Source organism: Brevibacterium litoralis (genome assembly GCF_040212315.1).
Lineage (GTDB): Bacteria > Actinomycetota > Actinomycetes > Actinomycetales > Brevibacteriaceae > Brevibacterium > Brevibacterium litoralis.
Genome location: NZ_JBDIUY010000010.1, coordinates 162,306 through 182,130, shown reverse-complemented (window position 1 = coordinate 182,130; position 19,825 = coordinate 162,306). Strand labels below are relative to the sequence as shown.

General features: G+C 70.4%; 20 protein-coding genes. 9 read left to right on the top strand and 11 right to left on the bottom strand.

Annotated elements, in window-relative coordinates; genetic code table 11:
• Positions 1–152: 152 nt before the first annotated feature.
• From AAD496_RS02910 to AAD496_RS02870, 9 genes are all read right to left on the bottom strand, one after another.
• Entirely contained in the window at positions 153–1,058 is a 906-nt protein-coding gene (locus tag AAD496_RS02910) for a metallophosphoesterase (protein ID WP_349827133.1), read from the bottom strand.
• The gene (locus tag AAD496_RS02905; protein WP_349827132.1) at positions 1,055–1,957 is read right to left on the bottom strand and encodes a metal ABC transporter permease; all 903 of its coding nucleotides are present in this window, start codon (positions 1,955–1,957) and stop codon (positions 1,055–1,057) included. The genes AAD496_RS02910 and AAD496_RS02905 overlap by 4 nt, the downstream gene beginning before the upstream one ends.
• Positions 1,957–2,775: a metal ABC transporter ATP-binding protein gene (locus tag AAD496_RS02900; protein WP_349827131.1), complete on the bottom strand. Its 819-nt coding sequence runs from the start codon at positions 2,773–2,775 to the stop codon at positions 1,957–1,959. The genes AAD496_RS02905 and AAD496_RS02900 overlap by 1 nt, the downstream gene beginning before the upstream one ends.
• A 31-nt stretch (positions 2,776–2,806) precedes the next feature.
• Positions 2,807–3,901, bottom strand: coding sequence for a metal ABC transporter solute-binding protein, Zn/Mn family (locus AAD496_RS02895; protein WP_349827130.1), 1,095 nt, complete (start codon positions 3,899–3,901; stop codon positions 2,807–2,809).
• Positions 3,902–4,063: 162 nt separating this feature from the next.
• Entirely contained in the window at positions 4,064–5,122 is a 1,059-nt protein-coding gene (locus AAD496_RS02890; RefSeq protein WP_349827129.1) for an aspartate-semialdehyde dehydrogenase, read from the bottom strand.
• Positions 5,119–6,435, bottom strand: a complete 1,317-nt coding sequence (locus AAD496_RS02885; protein WP_349827128.1) for an aspartate kinase — start codon at positions 6,433–6,435, stop codon at positions 5,119–5,121. The genes AAD496_RS02890 and AAD496_RS02885 overlap by 4 nt, the downstream gene beginning before the upstream one ends.
• A gap of 258 nt (positions 6,436–6,693) precedes the next feature.
• Positions 6,694–7,311 carry a hypothetical protein gene (locus AAD496_RS02880; RefSeq protein ID WP_349827127.1) on the bottom strand — a complete coding sequence of 206 codons (618 nt, stop codon included), beginning with the start codon at positions 7,309–7,311 and terminating at the stop codon, positions 6,694–6,696.
• A 33-nt stretch (positions 7,312–7,344) separates the two neighbouring features.
• A complete protein-coding gene (locus AAD496_RS02875; RefSeq protein ID WP_349827126.1) occupies positions 7,345–8,148 on the bottom strand; it encodes a DedA family protein in 804 nt (267 codons plus the stop codon).
• A 7-nt stretch (positions 8,149–8,155) separates the two neighbouring features.
• A complete protein-coding gene (locus AAD496_RS02870) occupies positions 8,156–8,932 on the bottom strand; it encodes a DUF1707 SHOCT-like domain-containing protein (RefSeq protein WP_349827125.1) in 777 nt (258 codons plus the stop codon).
• A gap of 104 nt (positions 8,933–9,036) precedes the next feature.
• Here AAD496_RS02870 and AAD496_RS02865 point away from each other — a divergent pair, with 104 nt between their 5' ends.
• The 3 genes from AAD496_RS02865 (at position 9,037) to AAD496_RS02855 (ending at position 13,472) form a co-directional block, all read left to right on the top strand.
• A complete protein-coding gene (locus AAD496_RS02865) occupies positions 9,037–12,135 on the top strand; it encodes a DNA polymerase III subunit gamma and tau (protein ID WP_349827124.1) in 3,099 nt (1,032 codons plus the stop codon).
• Between the two features lie 5 nt (positions 12,136–12,140).
• The gene (gene recR, locus AAD496_RS02860) at positions 12,141–12,737 is read left to right on the top strand and encodes a recombination mediator RecR (RefSeq protein WP_349827248.1); all 597 of its coding nucleotides are present in this window, start codon (positions 12,141–12,143) and stop codon (positions 12,735–12,737) included.
• 123 nt (positions 12,738–12,860) lie between these two features.
• Positions 12,861–13,472, top strand: a complete 612-nt coding sequence (locus tag AAD496_RS02855) for a TIGR03085 family metal-binding protein (RefSeq protein ID WP_349827122.1) — start codon at positions 12,861–12,863, stop codon at positions 13,470–13,472.
• A gap of 71 nt (positions 13,473–13,543) precedes the next feature.
• Here AAD496_RS02855 and AAD496_RS02850 read toward each other — a convergent pair whose 3' ends face one another.
• Positions 13,544–14,455: a Sir2 family NAD-dependent protein deacetylase gene (locus tag AAD496_RS02850; protein ID WP_349827121.1), complete on the bottom strand. Its 912-nt coding sequence runs from the start codon at positions 14,453–14,455 to the stop codon at positions 13,544–13,546.
• A 236-nt stretch (positions 14,456–14,691) separates the two neighbouring features.
• Here AAD496_RS02850 and AAD496_RS02845 point away from each other — a divergent pair, with 236 nt between their 5' ends.
• The 6 genes from AAD496_RS02845 (at position 14,692) to AAD496_RS02820 (ending at position 19,052) form a co-directional block, all read left to right on the top strand.
• The gene (locus tag AAD496_RS02845) at positions 14,692–15,306 is read left to right on the top strand and encodes a DUF4178 domain-containing protein (RefSeq protein ID WP_349827120.1); all 615 of its coding nucleotides are present in this window, start codon (positions 14,692–14,694) and stop codon (positions 15,304–15,306) included.
• Between the two features lies 1 nt (position 15,307).
• Entirely contained in the window at positions 15,308–16,003 is a 696-nt protein-coding gene (locus AAD496_RS02840; protein WP_349827119.1) for a DUF2617 family protein, read from the top strand.
• Positions 16,000–16,386, top strand: coding sequence for a hypothetical protein (locus AAD496_RS02835; RefSeq protein ID WP_349827118.1), 387 nt, complete (start codon positions 16,000–16,002; stop codon positions 16,384–16,386). The genes AAD496_RS02840 and AAD496_RS02835 overlap by 4 nt, the downstream gene beginning before the upstream one ends.
• 81 nt (positions 16,387–16,467) lie before the next feature.
• Positions 16,468–16,893, top strand: a complete 426-nt coding sequence (locus AAD496_RS02830) for a DUF350 domain-containing protein (RefSeq protein ID WP_349827117.1) — start codon at positions 16,468–16,470, stop codon at positions 16,891–16,893.
• Positions 16,894–16,960: 67 nt separating this feature from the next.
• Positions 16,961–18,544, top strand: a complete 1,584-nt coding sequence (locus tag AAD496_RS02825; RefSeq protein WP_349827116.1) for a polyamine aminopropyltransferase — start codon at positions 16,961–16,963, stop codon at positions 18,542–18,544.
• A 58-nt stretch (positions 18,545–18,602) separates the two neighbouring features.
• Positions 18,603–19,052, top strand: coding sequence for a flavodoxin family protein (locus tag AAD496_RS02820; RefSeq protein WP_349827115.1), 450 nt, complete (start codon positions 18,603–18,605; stop codon positions 19,050–19,052).
• A gap of 248 nt (positions 19,053–19,300) precedes the next feature.
• Here AAD496_RS02820 and AAD496_RS02815 read toward each other — a convergent pair whose 3' ends face one another.
• On the bottom strand, positions 19,301–19,642 hold the full coding sequence (locus AAD496_RS02815) for a DUF4190 domain-containing protein (RefSeq protein WP_349827114.1): 342 nt from the start codon (positions 19,640–19,642) through the stop codon (positions 19,301–19,303).
• Positions 19,643–19,825: the final 183 nt, after the last annotated feature.

Below are 19,825 nucleotides of genomic sequence, written 5' to 3'. Positions count from 1 at the left end.
TGGAAGAACGCGCTGACGGAGGACGGACGTGACGGAGAGGGTGACACCATGCCCGCCATGGTAACGGAGCAGCCTGCGCCGAACCCCTCTTACTGCGGAGTGCAGGTATCGGAACGGTAACGTTCCCTGTTCCTACGCCGTCACCGCTCCCGTCATTCCTCGCGGGGCACGAGGGTCACGAGCGTGACCTCCGGGCGGCAGGCGAACCGGACCGGGGCGAAGGGAGAGAAGCCGAGACCGGCGGACACCTCGACCGCGGTCCCGCGGTGGTCGAAGGTCCCACGTGCCCGGTCGTGCGGCAGGTCGCAGTTGGTCACCGGGGCACCCCAGAAGGGGATCCGCAGCTGACCGCCGTGGGTGTGCCCGGCGAAGACGAGGTCCGCCCCGGCCTCTGCGAAGGCGTCGAGCACGGCCGTGTACGGCGAGTGGGTCACACCGATCCGCACCGTGGCATCGTCCGGGAAGGACGGGTGGGTCTCCGCCACGTGGGCGGCGTCCATGTGGTGGTCTCCCAGACCGCTGAAGTCGAGGGTGGTCCCGCCCAGGGTGATCCGGGCGTCGCGGTTGTCGAGGAAGTGCCAGGCCCGGCGTTCGAAGGCCTCGACCATCTCCGCCGTCGGGAGGTCCGGACCGGTGCCCGCGTGGTCGTCCTCCACCTCGGAGGGACCCCGCAGGTATCGCGCCGGGTTCTTGAACACCGGGGCGTGCAGGTCGTTCGACCCGAGCACGAAGACGCCGGGCACATCGAGCAGCCGACCGTAGGTCTCGACGACGTGACCGAGCACGTCGCCGCCCAGGTTGTCGCCGGTGTTGACGACGAGGTCCGGTTCGAGATCCGCCAGCGCGTGCACCCAGTTCATCTTGTGGTGCTGCCAGGAGGTGAGGTGCAGGTCCGAGAGGTGGAGGACCCGCAGTGGTGTGGCCCCGGCAGGCAGCACGGCGTGTTCCCGGCGCCGCACAGTGAACAGGTGGGGTTCGACCGCGGCGGCCCAGGTGAGGCAGCCCAGGCCCGCGAGCGCGGTCACGCCGAGGGCGGGGAGGAGAGAAGAGCGGGTCATGCCGACATCGTCCCACTTCTGGGGACGTGGACGGGGATCTCGCGTCGTCGTCGGGACTGTTCGTGGCGGCGCAGGCGGCGCCGGCCGATGAGGCGGCACACGAGGTAGATGAGGAAACTGATCGTCGTGACGAAGGGGCTGATCGGCACGACGGGGGACCCGAGGGCGATGAGGATGCCACCGACGGAGCTCACGACGGCGAACAGCACCGCCAGGAGCGGGACGGTCACGGGATTGGCGCTCACCTGGGTGGCCGCTGCCGCCGGGGTGACGAGGAGCGCGAGGACCAGGAGCACGCCGACCACCTGGACGCTCAGGGCGACGGCCAGGCCGAGCGCCAACATGAAGACGATCATGAGGGTGTGGGTGGGGACACCCTTGGCGCGGGCCACCTCGGCGTCGAGACCCGCGAACATGAGCGGACGCCAGAGCACCAGGAGCGTGGCGATCACCAGGATCCCGCAGATGACGAGGAGTCGGATCTGGTCGGGGTCGATCGCCACGATCTGCCCGGAGAGCAGCCCGAACTTGCTGGCCGAGCGCCCGTCGTAGAGGGCGAGGAACAGGATCGCCAGGCCCAGACCGAAGGGCATGAGGACGCCGGTGATGGCGTTCTTCTCCGACTCCTTGGAACCGCCCAGGCCGATGACGAGGGCGGCGAGCAGGGACCCGGCGATCGATCCGTTGACGACGTCCCAACCGACGAGCAGCGCGAAGGCGGCCCCGGCGAAGGAGAGCTCGGAGATCCCGTGGACGGCGAAGGCGATGTCCCGGGTGACGACGAAGACGCTCACCAGACCGCCGACGACCCCGAGGAGTGCGGCGGCGAGGATCGAGTTCGACAGCAGCGACACGAGCGCGCCGTAGTTCTCGAACGTGAAGAAGCTCCCGAGGTCCATCAGGGGTGCACCTCCCCCGCGGGCTGGAGTTCCTCGCCGCCGACGACGACCAGGCGGCCGCCGACCTCGACGACCTCGACCGGGGACCCGTAGAGATCGGTGAGGGCCTGGGTCGTGAGGACCTCCTCCGGGTTGCCGACGAGGAAGTGGCCCCCGGCGATGTAGAGCACCCGGTCGACATAGGGCAGGACGGGGTTGATCTCGTGGGTGACGAAGAGGATCGCGGTGTCGCGTTCCCGGCGCTTCTCGTCGAGGAGTGCGGCGACCACCCGCTGTTTGTCGATGTCGAGGCTCAACAGGGGCTCATCGCACAGGAGCAGGTGGGGGTCGCTGCCGAGTGCCTGGGCCAGGCGCAGGCGCTGCAGTTCGCCGCCGGACAGGGTGCCCACCGGCGCGTTCGCGTACTCGGTCGCACCGACGGCGGCCAGCAGCTCGTCGACCTTGGCCTTCTTCCTCTTCTGCACCGGGTCGAACCAACCCGGACCCCACCGGTGGCCGTCGATCCCCGTGCCCACGAGGTCGCGGGCGCGCATGGGGGTGTGTGCCGGTACGCCCCGCTGCTGCGGGACGTACCCGATCGCGGGATCGCCCCGGTGCACCGCGTGGCCGTCGACGCGCACGGAGCCGGCGGACAGCTGGTACTGGCCCAGGAGGACCTTGAGCAGGCTCGTCTTGCCGGTGCCGTTGGGCCCGAGGACCGCGATGAACTCACCGGGGCGCACGTCGATGTCGAGGCCGTGCCACAACAGACGGTCGCCGAAGCGCAGGGAGGCGGAGCGGAGTTCGAGAACGGGAGCAGGGATGGGAGGCGTCGTCATCAGACCTTCAGTCTAGGAGCGTGGGCCGGACTCAGTGGTCGTGCGAGCCGAGAGCGTCCTCGATCGCGGCGATGTTGTCGGCCATCCACGTGAGGTAGTCGGTGTCGTCCGGCAGGGTCTCGGCGAGGTCGACCACGGGGACGTCCGCGGACTCGGCGGCGGCCCGGAGTTCGTCGGCCTGGGGTCCGGCGGTCTGCGTGTTGTAGGCGAGCAGGACCACGTCGCCGGCCGAGATCCGGTCGATCTCCTCCTGCAGGACGATCGGGGAGACGTCGTCCCCGTGCTCGACGGCCGAGAGGAAGTCCGTCGAGGTGGCCACCTCGAGACCGATGTCCTCGAACATCCACCCGGGGACCGGCTCGGTCGCGGCGACCTGTTCACCGGCGTGGACCTCGGCCAGCGCGTCGAGTTCCGTGTGCAGCGACTCCAGCTCGGCACCGTACGCCTCGGCGTTCTCCGAGAGCGCCGAGGCGGACCCGGGCAGCAGTTCGCCCAGGTGGTACGCCACCTCGTCGACGACGACCTCCGCCGTCGGGATCGAATACCAGACGTGCTCGTTGAACGTGCCGTGGTCGTGGCCCGCCTGGTCGTCTTCCTCTGTGTGGGAGTCCTCCTCGCCGTGGGAGTCCTCGTCTGCGTGGGCCTCCTCGTCCCCGTGGTCGTGGTCGGCGTGATCGTGCACGTGGGCGGCGTCGGAGACCTCCGCGGAACCCGGGAGACCGGAGAGGGCGACGGCGGAGAGCACCTCGGGATCGGTGTCGACGGCTTCGAGCATCGTCGCCATGTACGCGTCGTAGCCGCCGCCGTTCATCACGACGACGTCGGCCCGGGACAGCGTGAGCTGGTCCTGGGCGGTCGCCTCGTAGGAGTGCGGGTCCTGGGTGTTGCCGCTGATGATCGGGGTGACCTCGACCCCTTCGACGTCACCGACCACGTTCTCCACGAGGTCCGCGTACACGTCCGTCGAGGTGACGACGGTGAGCGAGCCGTCCTCCGCTCCCGAGGCGCCCTCCCCCGTTCCTGACTCCGTACCGCCTCCGCAGCCCGCGAGGACAAGTGCTCCCGCGGTGCCGAGGGCGAGGGCGGGGAGAAGACGGGTGGGACGTGCAGCACGCGTGCCGGGCATCAGGGGACCTGCGATTCCGTTTCGGGGTGTGAATGCTCTTCAGGTCGGCACTCCCCATCTGTTCACACGGAGTCCGTGTGGCCATGGGGTCGGGCCGACCTGAAGAAAAGTACGCCGCGGAATCGTGTACGTACTAATGCCTATGCGTTTATGGGAGCGCGGTCACGCACCCGCTTTCCTCTCGGCGATCAACCTCGCGATCTGCACCGTGTTGAGAGCCGCACCCTTGCGCAGGTTGTCGTTCGAGATGAACAGCACCAGGCCCTTGCCCTCCGGGGCGGACTGGTCGGCCCGGATCCGGCCGACGAAGCTCGGGTCCTGACCGGCGGCCTTGAGCGGGGTGGGCACCTCGTCGAGGGCGACGCCGGGAGCCGAGGCGAGCACCTCGCGCGCGCGGTCCGGGGTGATGTCGCCGGCGAACTCGGCGTGGACGGACAGGGAGTGGCCGGTGAAGACCGGCACGCGGACGCAGGTACCGGCGACCCGCAGGTCCGGCAGCCCGAGGATCTTGCGCGACTCGTTGCGCAGCTTCTTCTCCTCGTCCGTCTCGTTCTCGCCGTCGTCCACGATCGAGCCCGCCATCGCGAGGACGTTGAAGGCGATCGGTTCGGTGTAGGCCTGCGGAGCGGGGAACGCCACGGCCTTCCCGTCGTGGGTCAGCCCCCGGGCGTCGCCGCTTCCGAGAACCGCCTCGGCCTGCGAGGCGAGTTCCTCGACGCCGGCCAGCCCGGACCCGGAGACCGCCTGGTAGGTCGAGACCTGCAGACGTGTAAGGCCCGCCTCGTCGTGGAGGGCCTTGAGGACCGGCATGGCGGCCATCGTCGTGCAGTTGGGGTTCGCCACAATCCCCTTGGGCACGGAGTCCAGGGCGTCGGGGTTCACCTCGGAGACGACGAGGGGGACCTCCGGGTCCAGGCGGAAGGACGAGGAGTTGTCGACGACGCGGACCCCGGCGGCCGCGAAGCGCGGGGCCTGTGCCTTCGAGGTGGACCCACCGGCGGAGAACAGGGCGACGTCGAGCCCGGTGGGGTCGGCGGTCGCGGCGTCCTCGACGGTGATCTCCTCCCCGCGGAAGGGCAGGGTGGTGCCGGCCGAGCGGGCGGAGGCGAAGAACCGGATCGAGGCGATGTCGAACCCGGGATCCTCCTCCAGCAGGCGGCGCATGACGGCGCCGACCTGGCCGGTGGCCCCGACGATGCCGATGTGGAGTGCGGTGCTCATCGTCCGGTCCCTCCGTACACGATCGCCTCGACGTCCTCGACATCGAGGCCGTAGGCGGAGTGGGCGGCCTTCACCGCGGTGTCGAGCATGTCGGCGCGGGTGACGACCGAGATCCGGATCTCCGAGGTCGAGATCATGTCGATGTTGATGCCGTTGGTCGAGAGCGCCTCGAACAGGGTGGCCGTGACACCCGGGTGGCTGCGCATGCCGGCACCGACGACCGAGAGCTTGCCGATCTGGTCGTCGTACTGCATCGAGTCGAAACCGATGCTCTCCTTGCCTGCCTCCAGCGCCTTCATCGCGGTCGCGCCGGAGTCCGCCGGCAGCGTGAAGGAGATGTCGGTCCGCCCCGGGTCACGGGTGGAGATGTTCTGCACGATCATGTCGATGTCGATCTCCTGCGCGGCGACGATGCGGAAGATCTCCGCGGCCTTGCCGGGGGTGTCGGGCACGCCGACGATCGTGAGCTTGGCCTCCGAACGGTCGTGGGCGACACCGGAGATGATTGCCTGTTCCATGGATTCGTCCGTTTCTTCTGCCGGGGCGTCGGGGGCGCCGGTGCGGAACTCTGCGGGGATCGGGGCGTCGGACACCCAGGTGCCCTGGTGCGGGGAGAACGAGGAGCGCACGTGCACCGGCACGTTGTAGCGGCGGGCGTACTCGACGCAGCGGAGCATGAGCACCTTCGCGCCGGAGGCCGCCATCTCCAGCATCTCCTCGAAACTGATGCGGTCGATCTTTCGGGCGGCCGGCACGATCCGGGGATCGGCGGTGAACACGCCGTCGACGTCCGTGTAGATCTCGCACACGTCCGCGTCGAGCGAGGCGGCGAGCGCCACGGCCGTCGTGTCCGACCCACCCCGACCGAGTGTCGTGATGTTCTTGGTGTCCTGGCTGACCCCCTGGAACCCGGCGACGATCGCGATGTTGCCGTCGTCGAGGGCCGAGCGGATCCGTCCGGGGGTCACGTCGATGATGCGGGCGCGGCCGTACTGTTCGTCGGTGATGACACCGGCCTGCGAGCCCGTGAAGGACTGGGCCTCGAAGCCCAGGTTGGCGATCGCCATCGCGAGGACGGCCATGCTGATCCGTTCCCCGGCGGTGAGCAGCATGTCGAGCTCACGGGCCGGGGGCACGGGGCTGACCGCCTGCGCCAGGTCGATGAGGTCGTCCGTCGAGTCACCCATCGCGGACACCACGACGACCACCTCGTGACCCGCCTTCCGGTACTCCACGATCCGCTTGGCCACACGCTTGATCGAGGCGGCGTCTGCGACGGAGGATCCACCGAACTTCTGGACGACAAGGCTCACTGCGGTGCCTTTCTCACGGGTCTACGGGTGCGCCGGGACCGCCGGAGCGGAGCCGGGCACGACGGGCGGTCGCCATTCTAGGGGTGGCCCGATCCGCCGGGGTGGCCGGGTCGACATTCTGAGACATCACTGAGGACCCGCCCACCGGACGGTGTCCGATGGACAGCAGGACCGGGACCTCGGGTTCAGCGGTGGGGTGCCGGGGCGCGGGCGGCGCCAGGCCCCGGGTGGGGTGCAGGGGTTCGCGCTGCGTCCGATTCAGGGCGCCTCGGCGGCGCGGCGGTCGAGGGCGCGGGAGCCGAGGGTGAGCGCGTGGTGGAGGGTGAGGCCACCGGCGGAGACGATGAGGAGCTTCATGAGCGTGGGGACCGCCTCGCCGTGGAGGGTGAATTCGCGCAGGCCGAGTTCGACGACGGCCAGGTTCTCGCCGAGCATCTCGGTGACACAGAAGAAGGCGTAGCCGATCGTCGTCGTCCACACGGTCGTGCGGAGTGTCCGGAGGGCCACGGGCGCGTAGGCGCGTCCGGCGCGCATGTGCTGCAGGCAGCGGGCCCACAGCGAGGCGACGGTGATGATGACGACGGTGCGGGAGAGGTCGGCGACGACGAAGACGGTGGTGGTCCACCCGGAGAGGTCCGCCAGTGGGACGAGGACCGTCGTCCATCCGCGGGTGGGCAGTGCGACCCCGGAGGCCTGGAGGGAGGCGTTGGCGTCGGGCGTGAACCCGATCTGCATGGGGACCCGCTGGTGGATGACGATGTCCGCGAGGTCACCGGCGGCGGCGAGCGCGATGAGGAACGTGAAGATGTAGACCCACGTGCCCATCCACGTGGGCCGGACCCAGGAGGTTCCGGGTGTGCCGGTGTCCGTCGTCATGGCCCGCATTCAACCCTGTTCCACGGCCGGGTGCTACTCCTCGTTCTCCGGGGTGGGACGTTCCGCGCCCGTCGCCTTCCGTTCCTCCGTGGCCTGCTGTGCCTTCTGCGCGCGGCGGGCACCCCAGAACGCCATTCCGAAGATGATCGCGAGCGTCACCCAGATCGCGTAGGAGTCGATCTGCGAGATGAGGTCGACGGCCGGCTGGCCGATCGCATAACCGATCCACGCCATCCCTGCGGCCACCCCGAGGGCTCCGAGGACGTCGGCGAGGAGATAGAGCCAGAAGCTGTTGCGCTTCCAGCCCATGATCATGCCGACGATGTTCGAGGGGATGGGGTTGAAGGGCAGGCGGCCGATGAGGACGAACACCCACATGATCCAGGTGGGCACGTTCCGCAGGCGCCTGACCCAGGTACTCATGGGCGGTTGGGCGGCGAAGGTGCGGAACACCCCCTCGCCCCAGCGATAGCCGACGAGCCAGAAGATCCACGAGAACTTGAGGAAGCCGAGGGTACCGAGCACGATCACGGCCCACAGGGGGAACTCCCCGACCGCGGCGAAGGCGCCGGCCCCGCCGATCACGGTCCGGCCGCCGGTGACGAAGGTGAGGACGAGCGGGATGTTCGCGATGAGGAAGGGCCGCAGCGGCAACATCACGAGGTAGAAGGCCGGGATCGCGACCATGAGGACGAGCAGGGTGATGTCGAAACGTGTCGGCTTGTCGTCCCAGGGTTTCAGTTGCGCCCAGACCTCTCCCCAGGACTGGGGATCGGTCTTCTCCTCGTTCGTGTCCGCGGACTGGGGATCGGTCTTCTCCTCGTTCGTGTCCGCCATCAGTGCCTCACTTCTCCAGTCGCTTGCGTTCGAAGTACCCGGCATGGCGGGCGGTGAAGGTCGCCATCCCGACGGAGCCGCTCACCCGGACGAGCGGGCGCCCCTCGGCGGGCAGAGCGGAGACCCGGGATTTCACCGTCCCCCAGCTCGACGACAACCGGTCGACGTTCACGCCCCAGTCCTCGGGGACGACGACGGTCGAGGAGCCCATGCCCGCGAGGATCTCGACCTCGATGACCTGCAGATCGGTCGACACCTCGAGGAAGTTGATCTCCGTGCTCGCCGCCACCGGTTCCAGCCGGATGAAGGGCGGCACGGACCAGCGACCCCGGCGCCGCTCGTTCTCCCAGGTGGCGCGGAGGACCAGGGGGTCGTCGACCGACCAGCCGGGTTCGTCGGCCCGGGGTTCGGGCCGGGCGAGGTGCGCCGGCGGCCGCGGAAGACCGCCGGCGACGAGGCCGGTGGGATCGGAGGTCGCCGAGTCGTGGGTCCGGCGCAGCTCGGCCCGGCGGCGGACCGCGTCGGAGGGCGGCGGCACGGGCAGGTCCGCGACGAGCGGGTCGAGGTCGACGTAGAACTTCGCGGACACCGCGCCCTCGATCCGTTCCGTGAGCTCCTCGGTGTCGAGGCGCCCCTCGGCGGCCGCCTCCCGCAGGGTCTCGATCACCTCGTCGCGTTCGGCGTGGCCGATGCGCAGTGTCCGGGCGGGATCGGTGGACGCGGGGTCGCCGGGCGCAGGGGTCCCGTCACGGGGGTCGTCGGGGGTGCCACTCGCGGAGGTCATACCTCCCATTGTGGTGCACGCGCGTGAGGTGCGCCTCCCCCGGACGTGTCCGTGCGGTGCCCGCCGAGGGAAGGGTGTCCGTGGCGCCACGTAGGGTAGGGGCCGTGTCGACAGCTCTGTACCGCCGCTACCGCCCGGAGACCTTCGACGAGGTCATCGGGCAGGACCACGTGACCGGCCCGCTCAAGGCAGCCATCGCCAACGGGCGCATCAACCATGCCTATCTGTTCTCCGGTCCACGCGGGTGCGGGAAGACGACCTCCGCCCGGATCCTCGCCCGCTGCCTCAACTGCGCCGAGGGCCCCACACCCACGCCCTGCGGGCAGTGCCCCAGCTGCCGGGATCTGGCCAACGGCGGCCCCGGGTCGCTCGACGTCGTGGAGATCGACGCGGCCAGCCACAACGGTGTCGACGACGCCCGTGACCTGCGCGAACGCGCCGTGTACGCCCCGGCGCGGGACCGGTTCAAGGTCTTCATCCTCGACGAGGCCCACATGGTCACCCCCCAGGGCTTCAACGCCCTGCTCAAACTCGTGGAGGAACCCCCGCCGCACGTGAAGTTCGTCTTCGCGACGACGGAACCGGAGAAGGTGATCGGGACCATCCGGTCGCGCACCCACCACTACCCGTTCCGGCTCGTCCCGCCGGAGGTCCTCACCGGTTACATGGAGGACCTCTGCGCCCGTGAGTCGGTGCCCGTCGGCAAGGGTGTGCTGCCGCTCGTCGTCCGTGCCGGTGGCGGCTCCGTGCGCGACTCCCTGTCGGTGCTCGACCAGCTCATGGCCGGCGCCACCGCCGAGGGTCTCGACTACCTCACCGCCACCGCCCTCCTGGGCTACACCCCGGAGTCCCTGCTCGGTGACATCGTCGACGCCTTCGCCGCCGGTGACGGTGCCGGGGTCTTCCGCGTCGTCGACCGGGTCGTCGAGTCCGGGCAGGACCCGCGCCGGTTCGTCGAGGACCTGCTCGAACGTTTCCGCGACCTCGTGGTCGTCGGTACCGCGCCGGACGCCGCCCACGGCTTCCTCCCGGAGGTCCCCGCCGACCGCCTAGAACGCCTCAAGCAGCAGGCGCTCACCTACGGGGCGGCGGAACTGTCCCGGGCCGCGGACCTCCTCAACGCCGGGCTCACCCAGATGACCGGGGCCACGTCCCCGCGCCTCCAGCTCGAACTCATCTGCGCCCGGATCCTGCTCCCGGCGGCCGAGGGCACCCGTTCCTCCGTCCTCACCCGCGTCGAACGCCTGGAACGTCGCCTCGGCATGGGCCCCACCGGCACCCTGCCGGCCGGTGCCGTGCCCGCCGCCCCGCCGACCACCCCCGCCGCCGAGGCGCCCTCCCCCTCGCACGGTCCCGTCCCCGGTGCCGCCGGGGCGAGCACCTCCACCGGGGCCGGTGCTTCCGACGGACAGGCTGCCGGTGCGGCACCGACCCCGTCCGAGGCCCGGGCCCGCGCCTACGACGACGATCTCGACGCGCTGGCCGCCGCGACGGCAGCAGCGGAGTCCTTCCTCGCCGACGACGACGGCCGACAGGACGGCGACGACGCCCGGCAGGACGACAGCGATGCCCGGCAGGTCGGCCCGGCACCAGAAGCGCCCCAGACGCCTGCGGCCCCGGAAACAGTGGATCGGCAGGACCAGGCCGGTCGGCAGGACCAGGGTCCGGCCGTCTCCGAGAGGCGGCCCGCCGGTGGCCCCGGTCCGGAGGACCCGACCCCGACCACTTCGGCGCCGCCACAGGTCACGCCGCCGGAATCGCCCGCACCGTCCGGACCCGCTCCGAGCGGACCCGCACCGTCCGTGCAGGAGTCCGGGGGACCGACTCCGGCACCGGCCGACCCCGGCCGTCCCGTCGGTGGCCCCGATGCGCCCGCGCGTCCCGAGGGCTCGGAGATCGACGCGATCCGCCGCGCCTGGCCGGACATCCTCACGGCCGTCGGTCGGCGCAGTCAGATCGTGCGTGCCGTCGTCGCCGCGAACTCGGTCCCGCTCGGGTTCCGGGGTGGCGAGCTCGGACTCGCGTTCGACAACCGCGGGGCCGCCGAGCAGTTCGGCAAGTCCGGCGGCAAGGACAAGCTGGCGGCCGCGATCGACGAGACCCTCGGCATCCGCCTCACCGTCGTCTACGCCGGCAGCGGACCGCAGTTCGTCCCCTGGGGCGAGGGCCCAGGCAGCTCCGGACCCGAGGCTCCCGGTGGGAACGGCGGGTACCCGGGCGTCTCTCCCAGCGGGCGGCCGGGTGGTACGCAGAACGCATCCCATCGTCCCTCGCAGGAGGAGATCGACCGCGTCGTCGGTCCCCGAGAGGCCGACCGTGCCCCCGTCGACCATTCCCGTCACTGGCAGGCTCCCCCGCAGGACGGACCGTGGAGCGGGGCCGACCGCCCCGCGTCAGGTCCCGACGGGGACGAGGACGACCAGGAGGTGTCTCCAGGCGCTGAGCCCTCCGACACCACCGGTGTGTCCGCACCCGCGCCGGCCGAGACCGCACCCGCGATGAGCCCGAGCGCGCCTCCGGAGACCACCGCGGTCCCCTCGACGTCGACCACGCCGGAGCCCGCTCCCGAACCGGAGACCCGCGGCTTCGACGAAGCCCGTCCCTACGAGGAGACGAGTGCCGGGGAGGGCGCCGTCGACCTCGGTGCCGTCGTCGTCCCACCCCCGGTCGACATCGACGACCCCTATGCGGACGTCCCGTACACCGACGACGAGGACGACCACGAGGGTGCGCCCGCGCCCAGTGGTGCTCCCTCCGCGGGTGGTGTGGACGTGGAGGGCGCCTCGGCGGCGGGATCCGGCACGGAGGCCGGGACCGGCGACGACCTCGACTTCCTCGGGGCCTACGCGGACGAGGACTCCTTCACGGTCGACGGTGTCGACCCGCTCACCGCAGCCCCGGGCAACGACACCGGTCGCCCGGGAGGCCGGACCGGCGGACGGCCCGGGAGCACCTCTGCCGGGGCCCCTGCGGGTCTCGACCCGGACAACAAGTTCGCCCGCCTGGCCGCGCGCCACAACGGGCAGGCACCACCTCCACCGGTCCCCGAGCCGCAGGCGCCGCCTGAGGAACCGGACCCGGTGGCGGCGGACTACGACATCGACCCCGAGGCCGATGTCGACATCAGCGCGGCCCCCGAGTTCGGCGTACCCGTCGTCGAACGGGTCCTGGGCGGTGTCGTGATCGAGGAGCGTGACGCATGAGCATGATGTACGAAGGGGCCCTGCAGGACCTCGTCGAGGAGTTCAACAAGCTGCCGGGCATCGGTCCCAAGTCGGCGCAGCGTCTGGCGTTCCACGTCCTGCAGAGCCCGGACGAGGACGTCGCCGCGCTGGCGCACGCGCTCACGGCGGTCAAGCAGAAGGTGAAGTTCTGCGAGGTGTGCGGCAACGTCGCGGAGGACACGCAGTGCGTCATCTGCCAGGACCCACGGCGCGACCGCAGCATCATCTGCGTCGTCGAGGAACCCAAGGACGTCATCGCGATCGAGCGGACCCGCGAGTACCGCGGCCTGTACCACGTACTCGGCGGGTCCATCGACCCGATGGCCGGGGTGGGCCCCGACGACCTGCGGATCAAGGACCTCATGCCGCGACTGCAGGACGGCGAGGTGCAGGAGTGCGTGATCGCCACCGACCCGAACCTCGAGGGCGAGGCGACCGCGACCTACCTGGTCCGGCTCCTCGGTTCGCTCGGGGTGACGGTGAGTCGTCTGGCCTCCGGACTGCCCGTCGGCGGCGACCTCGAGTACGCCGACGAGGTCACCCTCGGGCGCGCCTTCGAAGGCCGCCGCGCCGTCAGTTGAGCCGGACCGACGAGATCACGGTCGTTTGTCGTCGTCACGGTGTTCGAAGGCCGTGACCACGACAAACGACCGTGATTTCACGTGGGGGTCTCCGGGTGGATCCGGCGGCCGTATCCTGGGCGCATGACCGACTTCGCGCGTACCGAACGCCTGGCACTCACCGCTCTGTTCCGTGCCGTCGGGCCGGACGCCCCCACGCTCTGTGAGGGGTGGGACGCCCGTGACCTCGCCGTCCACCTCGTCATCCGCGACCGGGACCCGCTCGCGCTGCCCGGTCACATGGCCCCGGCCGTCGCGAAGAAGGTGCCGTGGCTGGGCAAGCGCACCCGGGAGTCGGAGGAGACCCTCCACGCGATGCCCTGGGACCGTCTCGTCGGACGCGTGGGCGAGGGTGAACCACGCTGGTCACCGCTGAAGGCCAAGCCGCTGCGCGAGCTCGCGAACGCCGTCGAGTTCCTCGTCCACCACGAGGACGTCCGCCGCGCCCAGGAGGAATGGGCGCCCCGTCGTCTCCCGGAGGCGCAACTGGCCGCAGCCCTGCGCGCCGTCAAGGGCATGGCGATCCCGGTCGCCCTCAAGGACCGGAAGACCTACGTCCTCGAAGCCGGCGACCACGGTACCCACCGCATCGGTCGGACCGGCGAGGTGACGACACTCCACGGAGAGCCCACCGAGATGCTCCTGTGGTTCTTCGGCCGCCGCGACCACGCCCTCGTCAGTGTCGATCGGGGCTGATCCGAACGCCGCCCGAACCCCGGCATCCCTCCACTGACGCCCGCTGAGGGCTCCGTCGATCGGGGCTGAACTCAGGCGCGGCGGGACTCCTCCCAGAGGGCCAGGACGTCCGCCACGCGGCTCACGGAACGCATGGTCGCCAGGTCGTCACCGCGGGTGGGCCCGTCGGTGACGACGACCACCGGTTTGCCGTCCTTGGCCGCCTTCCGCACCAGCCGGAGCCCGCTCATCACCGCGAGCGAGGTGCCGAGGACCAGGACACCGTGCGCCTCGTCGACCAGTCGGGCCGCCGCGATGTTCCGCTCCTTCGGGACCGACTCCCCGAAGTAGACGACGTCCGGTTTGAGGATCCCGCCACAGGCCGGGCAGTCCCACACGCGGAAACCGGCGGTCGCCTCGAGGACCGCGTCCCCGTCCGGGGCGGTCTCGATGTCCCCGGGGTCGACCTCCAGGTCAGCGAGGAAGTCCGGGTTCAACCGCGTGAGTTCCTGTTGGACGCGTTCACGGGAGTACACCTTTCCGCACGACAGGCACAGGACGCGGTCCAGGCGCCCGTGCAGGTCGACGATCTCCGTCCGCGCCGCTGCGTCCGCCACCTCCGCACCGTCCGCGGCGACCGCCTCGGCCGCCTGTTCGTGCAGGCCGTCGACGTTCTGCGTGACGATCCCGTGCACGCCCAGGAGGGCGAGCGACAGGTGCCCGGCGTTCGGCCGGACGGATCCCATCCGCTCCCAGCCGATCCATCCGCGCGCCCAGTAGCGCCGCCGGGACTCCGGCCCGGACAGGAACATCTGCACCGTCATCGGCCGGCGGGGCGGCGAATCCGGCCCCCGGTAGTCGGGGATGCCGGAGTCCGTGCTCAGTCCCGCCCCGGTGAGCACCGTCCAGTCGGCGGGGTCCCCGAGCGCGGCGACGATCTCCGTGTCGCTCCGGTCCGCCTGCGGCCGGGTCCTCCCCCGCAGGGGATCCATGATGACGGGCATCCGTCCCTCCCTCTCCATCCGTGACACGTCCAGCCGAGACACACCGAGCGAAGCGACGCAGGTCCGCGCCCCACCCACCGCAGGTGGGGTTGTCCTCCGACTTCGGCTCTCGCGTCGATCCTGCAACACCCGCTGCGTGTGCATTCTTCCCCACCGGCGGTACTGTGGACGAGTGGTGCACGGCGCCCCACGGTGTCAGCACTCGTGACCAGCAATCGTCCCGGAAGGCGGACACCGTGAAGTTCCTGCTCGGACTCGTGATCCTGATCCTCGTCATCGCACTCGTCGTGGCGATCGTCCGCTTCGTGCAGGCCTCGAAGAAGAAGGACCGGCCGGAGCCGGCCTCCCAGCGCCGCGCGCACGATCCCTTCGCCGCCTCCCAGGACGCCGCCGGTGACCCCCGGGACATCAAGGCCGGCGACATGTTGGAGTACCTGGGGGAGAAGTACTGGGTCCGCGGGTCCGCCCACTACCAGGAGGGCGGCTACACCTGGTCCGAGCACTTCTACCAGGCCGACACCGACCCCGTCCGCAAGTGGCTGGGCGTCGAGGAGGACGACGGCGAACTCGAACTCTCCGTGTGGGAGGACCGCCCCGAGCTGGAGATCGTCCCCGGTGACAAGCAGATCACCGTCGACGACGTCACCTACACCCTCGTCGAGAAGGGCACCGCCCGCTACCGCACCGAGGGCACCACGTCCATGCCGTCCTCCGGTGGCGTCGACTACGCCGACTACGAGGCCGGCGCCGGCAAGCTGCTGTCCATCGAACGCTACGACCACGGCAAGTGGGAGGTGAGCACCGGGCACACCGTCCCGCTCGGTTCGTTCACCATCTACCCCGGGAGCTGACGTGTACACCGCCACCGTCCCCCTCGCCGACGACACCGACCGCCTACCGGGGCACCACCCGGCAGGACCGTCCACCGTCGCCGAGGCGCCCGTCCCCTTCGCCGACACCCGCGCGGAGGACCTGGGCCTCGCACTCGGCCGCGGCCGGCTGCCGGAGGTCCTGCGCACCTCCGTCGACCTCGGGTCCACCGCCGGGGCACTCACGGGACTGCACCTCGACCTCGTCGTCATCGGCAGTTCGCACCAGGTGGTGCTCCACCGCGACGGGACCGACCTCTTCTCCGAGACCCTCGCCTGCCTGCCCCGTCACGCTGCACCCACGGGGAACGTCGGCACGGTCCTCGACCCCTTCGGCACCCACCACGCCACCGGCTCCTGGGGTCCCTTCCGCACCCATGACTTCCACGCCCGTGTCCGCACCCCGGAACCCGCGGACTTCGACGCCGCCGTCGCCGCCCTCACCGCCGAGGTGACGGCCTGCGACCACCACGCGATCGCCCGGTTCCCCGGCCACGAGGGCGCGGTCACCGCACTGCTCCTCGACCACGCGGGCTCCGACCGGCTGACCTGGCGTACCTGGCACTGCTACCCGCAGTACGGTCAGATCGTCGAGAGCACGGGCTCCCTGAGCACTTCGCACGGCCCCACCACGCATCCGCACGACCACCACCTGACCGCCCAGGAGGTTCACCCATGAGCGGCTACGGAAACCCCGGGTCCCACGACGATTCCGGCGGCGCCCGGAAGAAGGGCCTCACGACGATCGTCGTCCTCGGCGTCGTCCTCGTCCTCGTCATCGTCCTCTTCGCCTCGTGCAGTCCCGGCCGTGCCAACGCCGCCGACTGCGGCGACTACGACCTGGAGAGCGGCGAGTACGTCTCCGATCCCGGGGACGGCGAGTACGACAAGGTCGGGGACGACTACCAGTACGTCGGCTGCGACGACGACCGGACCCGCTCCGGCGGCAGCGGCGGCGGTTTCTTCTTCTTCGGCACCGGCGGCTCGTCCGGCTACTCGTCCGGCGGGAGTTCCTCGGGCGGGTCGTCGTTCCGCGGCGGCGGCTCCGGCTTCGGCAAGTGACGCAGGCCCGTTCCACCTCCCAACACTCCTGAGCACCACGCTCATCACCGAGTACAGAACTCCTGAACCGGAAGGTCCATCATGTTCCTCGCACTCCTGGTCGAATGCGGCATCGTCCTGGCCTACGCGGCCGCCGGCCTCATCCTCATGCTCGTCGGCTACGGCGTCGTCGACCTCCTCACCCCCGGCAAGCTCCACGAGCTCCTGTGGGGTGAGAAGTCCAAGAACGCCGTCGCTCTCGTCTCCTCCAACCTGTTCGGTGTCGCGATCATCGCTGCCACCGCGATCCGGGCGAGCGCCGACGATTTCATGTGGGGCATCATCTCGACCGTGGTCTACGGCGTCATCGGGATCCTCATCATGGCGCTGAGCTTCCTCGTGATCGACTGGATGACGCCGGCCCCGATCGCGGAGATGGTCCACCTCGACACCCTCCATCCCGCCATCTTCGTCAACGTCTCCGCACACCTCGGCATCGCCGTCGTCATGGCATCCGCCCTCTTCTGATCCGGTGACCGACCCTCACCTTCCCCCCTCGGGCGCACCGGACTCCCCGGACTCCTCCGAGGTCCCGGTGGCGACACCCACCCTCGCCCCCGAGGTCCTCCCCCTGCAGCCCGGTCCCGCCCGGTTCCTCGTGTTCTTCGCGGTGTTCCTGTGCGCGGCCTGCGGCATGGTCTACGAGCTCGCCCTCGTGGCACTCGGGTCCTACCTGCTGGGCAATACGATCGTGCAGGCCTCGATCGTCCTGTCCGTCATGGTCTTCGCCATGGGTGTGGGCTCCGTGTCGACCAAACGCCTGGTCCGACACGCAGCCGTCTCCTTCGCCGTCATCGAGGCGGTCCTCGGCCTGCTCGGCGGGCTCTCCGTCCTCACGCTGTACCTCGCCTTCGCGTACATGAACGTCTACACCGTCGCGACAGTGTTCGTCGCCTTCGTCATCGGTGCCCTCATCGGCGCGGAGATCCCGCTCCTCATGGAACTCGTCCAGCGGATCCGCGCCCAGAAGGCCAGCAGTGCGGCCGCGGACATCTTCGCCGCCGACTACGTGGGCGGTCTGGTCGGCGGTCTCGCCTTCCCGTTCCTGCTCCTGCCCGTCCTCGGGCTCCCCCGAGGCACCCTGGCCGTCGGCGCGATCAACGCCCTCGTCGGCGTCCTCGTCGTCCTGTGGATCTTCCGCCGGACCGTCTCGGCCAAGGCCCGCACCCTGCTCGCGGCCGGACTCGTCGGCGTGCTCGTGGTCCTCGGCATCGCCTGGGCGTACACCGACCGGATCGAGGTGACCGGTCGGCAGAAGCTCTACCGGGACCCGATCGTCGTCGCCGAACGCTCCGACTACCAGGAGATCGTGCTCACCCGCGACGCCCGCCAGGACGACACCCGGCTGTACCTCAACGGCGACCTGCAGTTCGGGTCGCTCGACGAGTACCGGTACCACGAGAGTCTGGTCCACCCGGCCATGGACGGCCCGCGGGAGCGAGTCCTCGTGCTCGGCGGGGGCGACGGGATGGCGATCCGCGAGATCCTCGAATACCCCGACGTCGAGGAGGTCACCGTCGTCGACCTGGACAGTGCGGTCGTCGACCTCGCCATGCGCGATCCCCGGGTCCTCGAACTCAACGAGGACTCCTTCCGGGACCCCCGGGTCGACTACCTGGCCGCCGACGCCTTCACCTGGCTCAAGGAGGACGTCGACCACGCCTACGACGTCGTCGTCGCGGACCTGCCGGACCCCGACTCGGAGGCCACCGCCAAGCTCTACACGATCGAGTTCTACGGACTGATCGGGCGGGTCATGGCCCGGGACGCCAGGCTGGTCGTCCAGGCCGGTTCCCCCTACTTCGCCGTCGAGTCCTACTGGGGCATCGGCGAGAGCATCGCGCAGGCCGGATTCTCCACGGTGCCGTACCACGTGGACGTCCCGAGCTTCGGGGACTGGGGGTACTTCCTCGGCACCTTCGAGGGCCCGGCCCCGGTCCTCCGGGTACCCGCGGACGCCCCGGAGGACATGCAGTTCCTCACCGACCCGGTGCTCGCCGCCTCCCGGGTGTTCCCGCCGGACCGTGACCGCGATTCGATCCCCGGCGGCCCGGAGCCCTCCTCCCTGCTGCACCCCCGGGTCATCGAACAGCAGACGGGCGCCTGGGTGGGGTACTGACCCCGACGGACGGTCGGCGACCCTTCCCCGGGTGCCGGCCGACCGTTACCGTGGGGACATGCCGACCGTCCTGCTCGTCCACCACTCACCGACCGACGCGACCGCGCGGCTGGCCGAGGCCGCCCGTGCCGCCTTCGAGTTCGAGGAACTCGCGGACATCACCCTCGTGGAGCGGCAGGCCCTCGAGGCGACCGTCGAGGACGTCCTGTCCGCCGATGCCTACGTGCTCGGGACGACCGCGAACTTCGGGTACATCTCCGGGGCGCTCAAGCACTTCTTCGACTCGACCTACGACGCCGTGCGGGAAGCCACCGAGGGACGCCCGTTCTCCTACTGGATCCACGGCGGCTACGACACCACCGGCGCCGAACGCGCCATGGAGGCGATCACCACGGGGCTCGGTTGGACCACCGTGGCCGCGCCCGTCGTCTTCACCGGCGAGGTCACCGACGACCACCTCGAGAAGATCACCGAGATGGCCGCGACCGTCGCCGCGAGCCGCCTCTGAGCCCGCCGCCGAGGCGCCCTGCACCTGGGCACCGCGCCTGCAGGGCACCTCGGCGTCCGTCGTGGCACGACACAGGTCCCGCCTCCGGGAATCGGGGGCGGGCCCTGTGTCGTGCCACGACGGACGCCGAGGTGCCCTGCACCTGGGCACCGCGCCTGCAGGGCACCTCGGCGTCCGTCGTGGCACGACACAGGGCCCGCATCCGGGAATCGGATGCGGGCCCTGTGTCGTGCCGAGGTGTGTGCCGGTCAGTAGGTACCGGCTGCGGCGGAGGCACCCATCGCGGCGATCATCACGATGACGCTGATGACGATGCCGATGATGCCGAGGATCAGGAAGATGATGCCGAGGATGAAGCCCCACTTGCCGAGCTGGTTGTCCTCGAGGCCGGCCTCACGGGACTTCTTGCGGGCCATGTGGCCGGTGATGATCCCGACGATCGGGCCGACGACGGCGAAACCGATGAAGGTCGCCAGCGACGCGACGAGGGAGACGATGCCGAGCGTCTTGCCCGGATCCTCCTGGGCGGCCATGGGCGCACCCGCCGGGGCCGTGTACTGGGGCTGCTGGGGCTGGTACTGATCGGACATCGAACTCTCTCTTCCGGGAGTCGGGGTGTGCGGGCGACGAATCCGTGCGGGCGCGACGACGGCCCTCACGGACTGTGACACGGCCAATGTAGACCCAGAGAGCGGCCGCTGACAGGCAGTTCAGGGCAGTGTTTCAGGATCGCCACGAATTAGATACTCGGTAGTAGTAAACGACCGATCAGG

Excerpts from the sequence above, each read along its gene's own strand:
- AAD496_RS02910 (WP_349827133.1), bottom strand. The coding sequence starts at position 1,058 with ATGACCCGCTCTTCTCTCCTCCCCGCCCTCGGCGTGACCGCGCTCGCG.
- AAD496_RS02905 (WP_349827132.1), bottom strand. The coding sequence starts at position 1,957 with ATGGACCTCGGGAGCTTCTTCACGTTCGAGAACTACGGCGCGCTCGTG.
- AAD496_RS02900 (WP_349827131.1), bottom strand. The coding sequence starts at position 2,775 with ATGACGACGCCTCCCATCCCTGCTCCCGTTCTCGAACTCCGCTCCGCC.
- AAD496_RS02895 (WP_349827130.1), bottom strand. The coding sequence starts at position 3,901 with ATGCCCGGCACGCGTGCTGCACGTCCCACCCGTCTTCTCCCCGCCCTC.
- AAD496_RS02890 (WP_349827129.1), bottom strand. The coding sequence starts at position 5,122 with ATGAGCACCGCACTCCACATCGGCATCGTCGGGGCCACCGGCCAGGTC.
- AAD496_RS02880 (WP_349827127.1), bottom strand. The coding sequence starts at position 7,311 with ATGACGACGGACACCGGCACACCCGGAACCTCCTGGGTCCGGCCCACG.
- AAD496_RS02875 (WP_349827126.1), bottom strand. The coding sequence starts at position 8,148 with ATGGCGGACACGAACGAGGAGAAGACCGATCCCCAGTCCGCGGACACG.
- AAD496_RS02870 (WP_349827125.1), bottom strand. The coding sequence starts at position 8,932 with ATGACCTCCGCGAGTGGCACCCCCGACGACCCCCGTGACGGGACCCCT.
- recR (WP_349827248.1), top strand. The coding sequence starts at position 12,141 with ATGTACGAAGGGGCCCTGCAGGACCTCGTCGAGGAGTTCAACAAGCTG.
- AAD496_RS02855 (WP_349827122.1), top strand. The coding sequence starts at position 12,861 with ATGACCGACTTCGCGCGTACCGAACGCCTGGCACTCACCGCTCTGTTC.
- AAD496_RS02850 (WP_349827121.1), bottom strand. The coding sequence starts at position 14,455 with ATGCCCGTCATCATGGATCCCCTGCGGGGGAGGACCCGGCCGCAGGCG.
- AAD496_RS02835 (WP_349827118.1), top strand. The coding sequence starts at position 16,000 with ATGAGCGGCTACGGAAACCCCGGGTCCCACGACGATTCCGGCGGCGCC.
- AAD496_RS02830 (WP_349827117.1), top strand. The coding sequence starts at position 16,468 with ATGTTCCTCGCACTCCTGGTCGAATGCGGCATCGTCCTGGCCTACGCG.
- AAD496_RS02820 (WP_349827115.1), top strand. The coding sequence starts at position 18,603 with ATGCCGACCGTCCTGCTCGTCCACCACTCACCGACCGACGCGACCGCG.
- AAD496_RS02815 (WP_349827114.1), bottom strand. The coding sequence starts at position 19,642 with ATGTCCGATCAGTACCAGCCCCAGCAGCCCCAGTACACGGCCCCGGCG.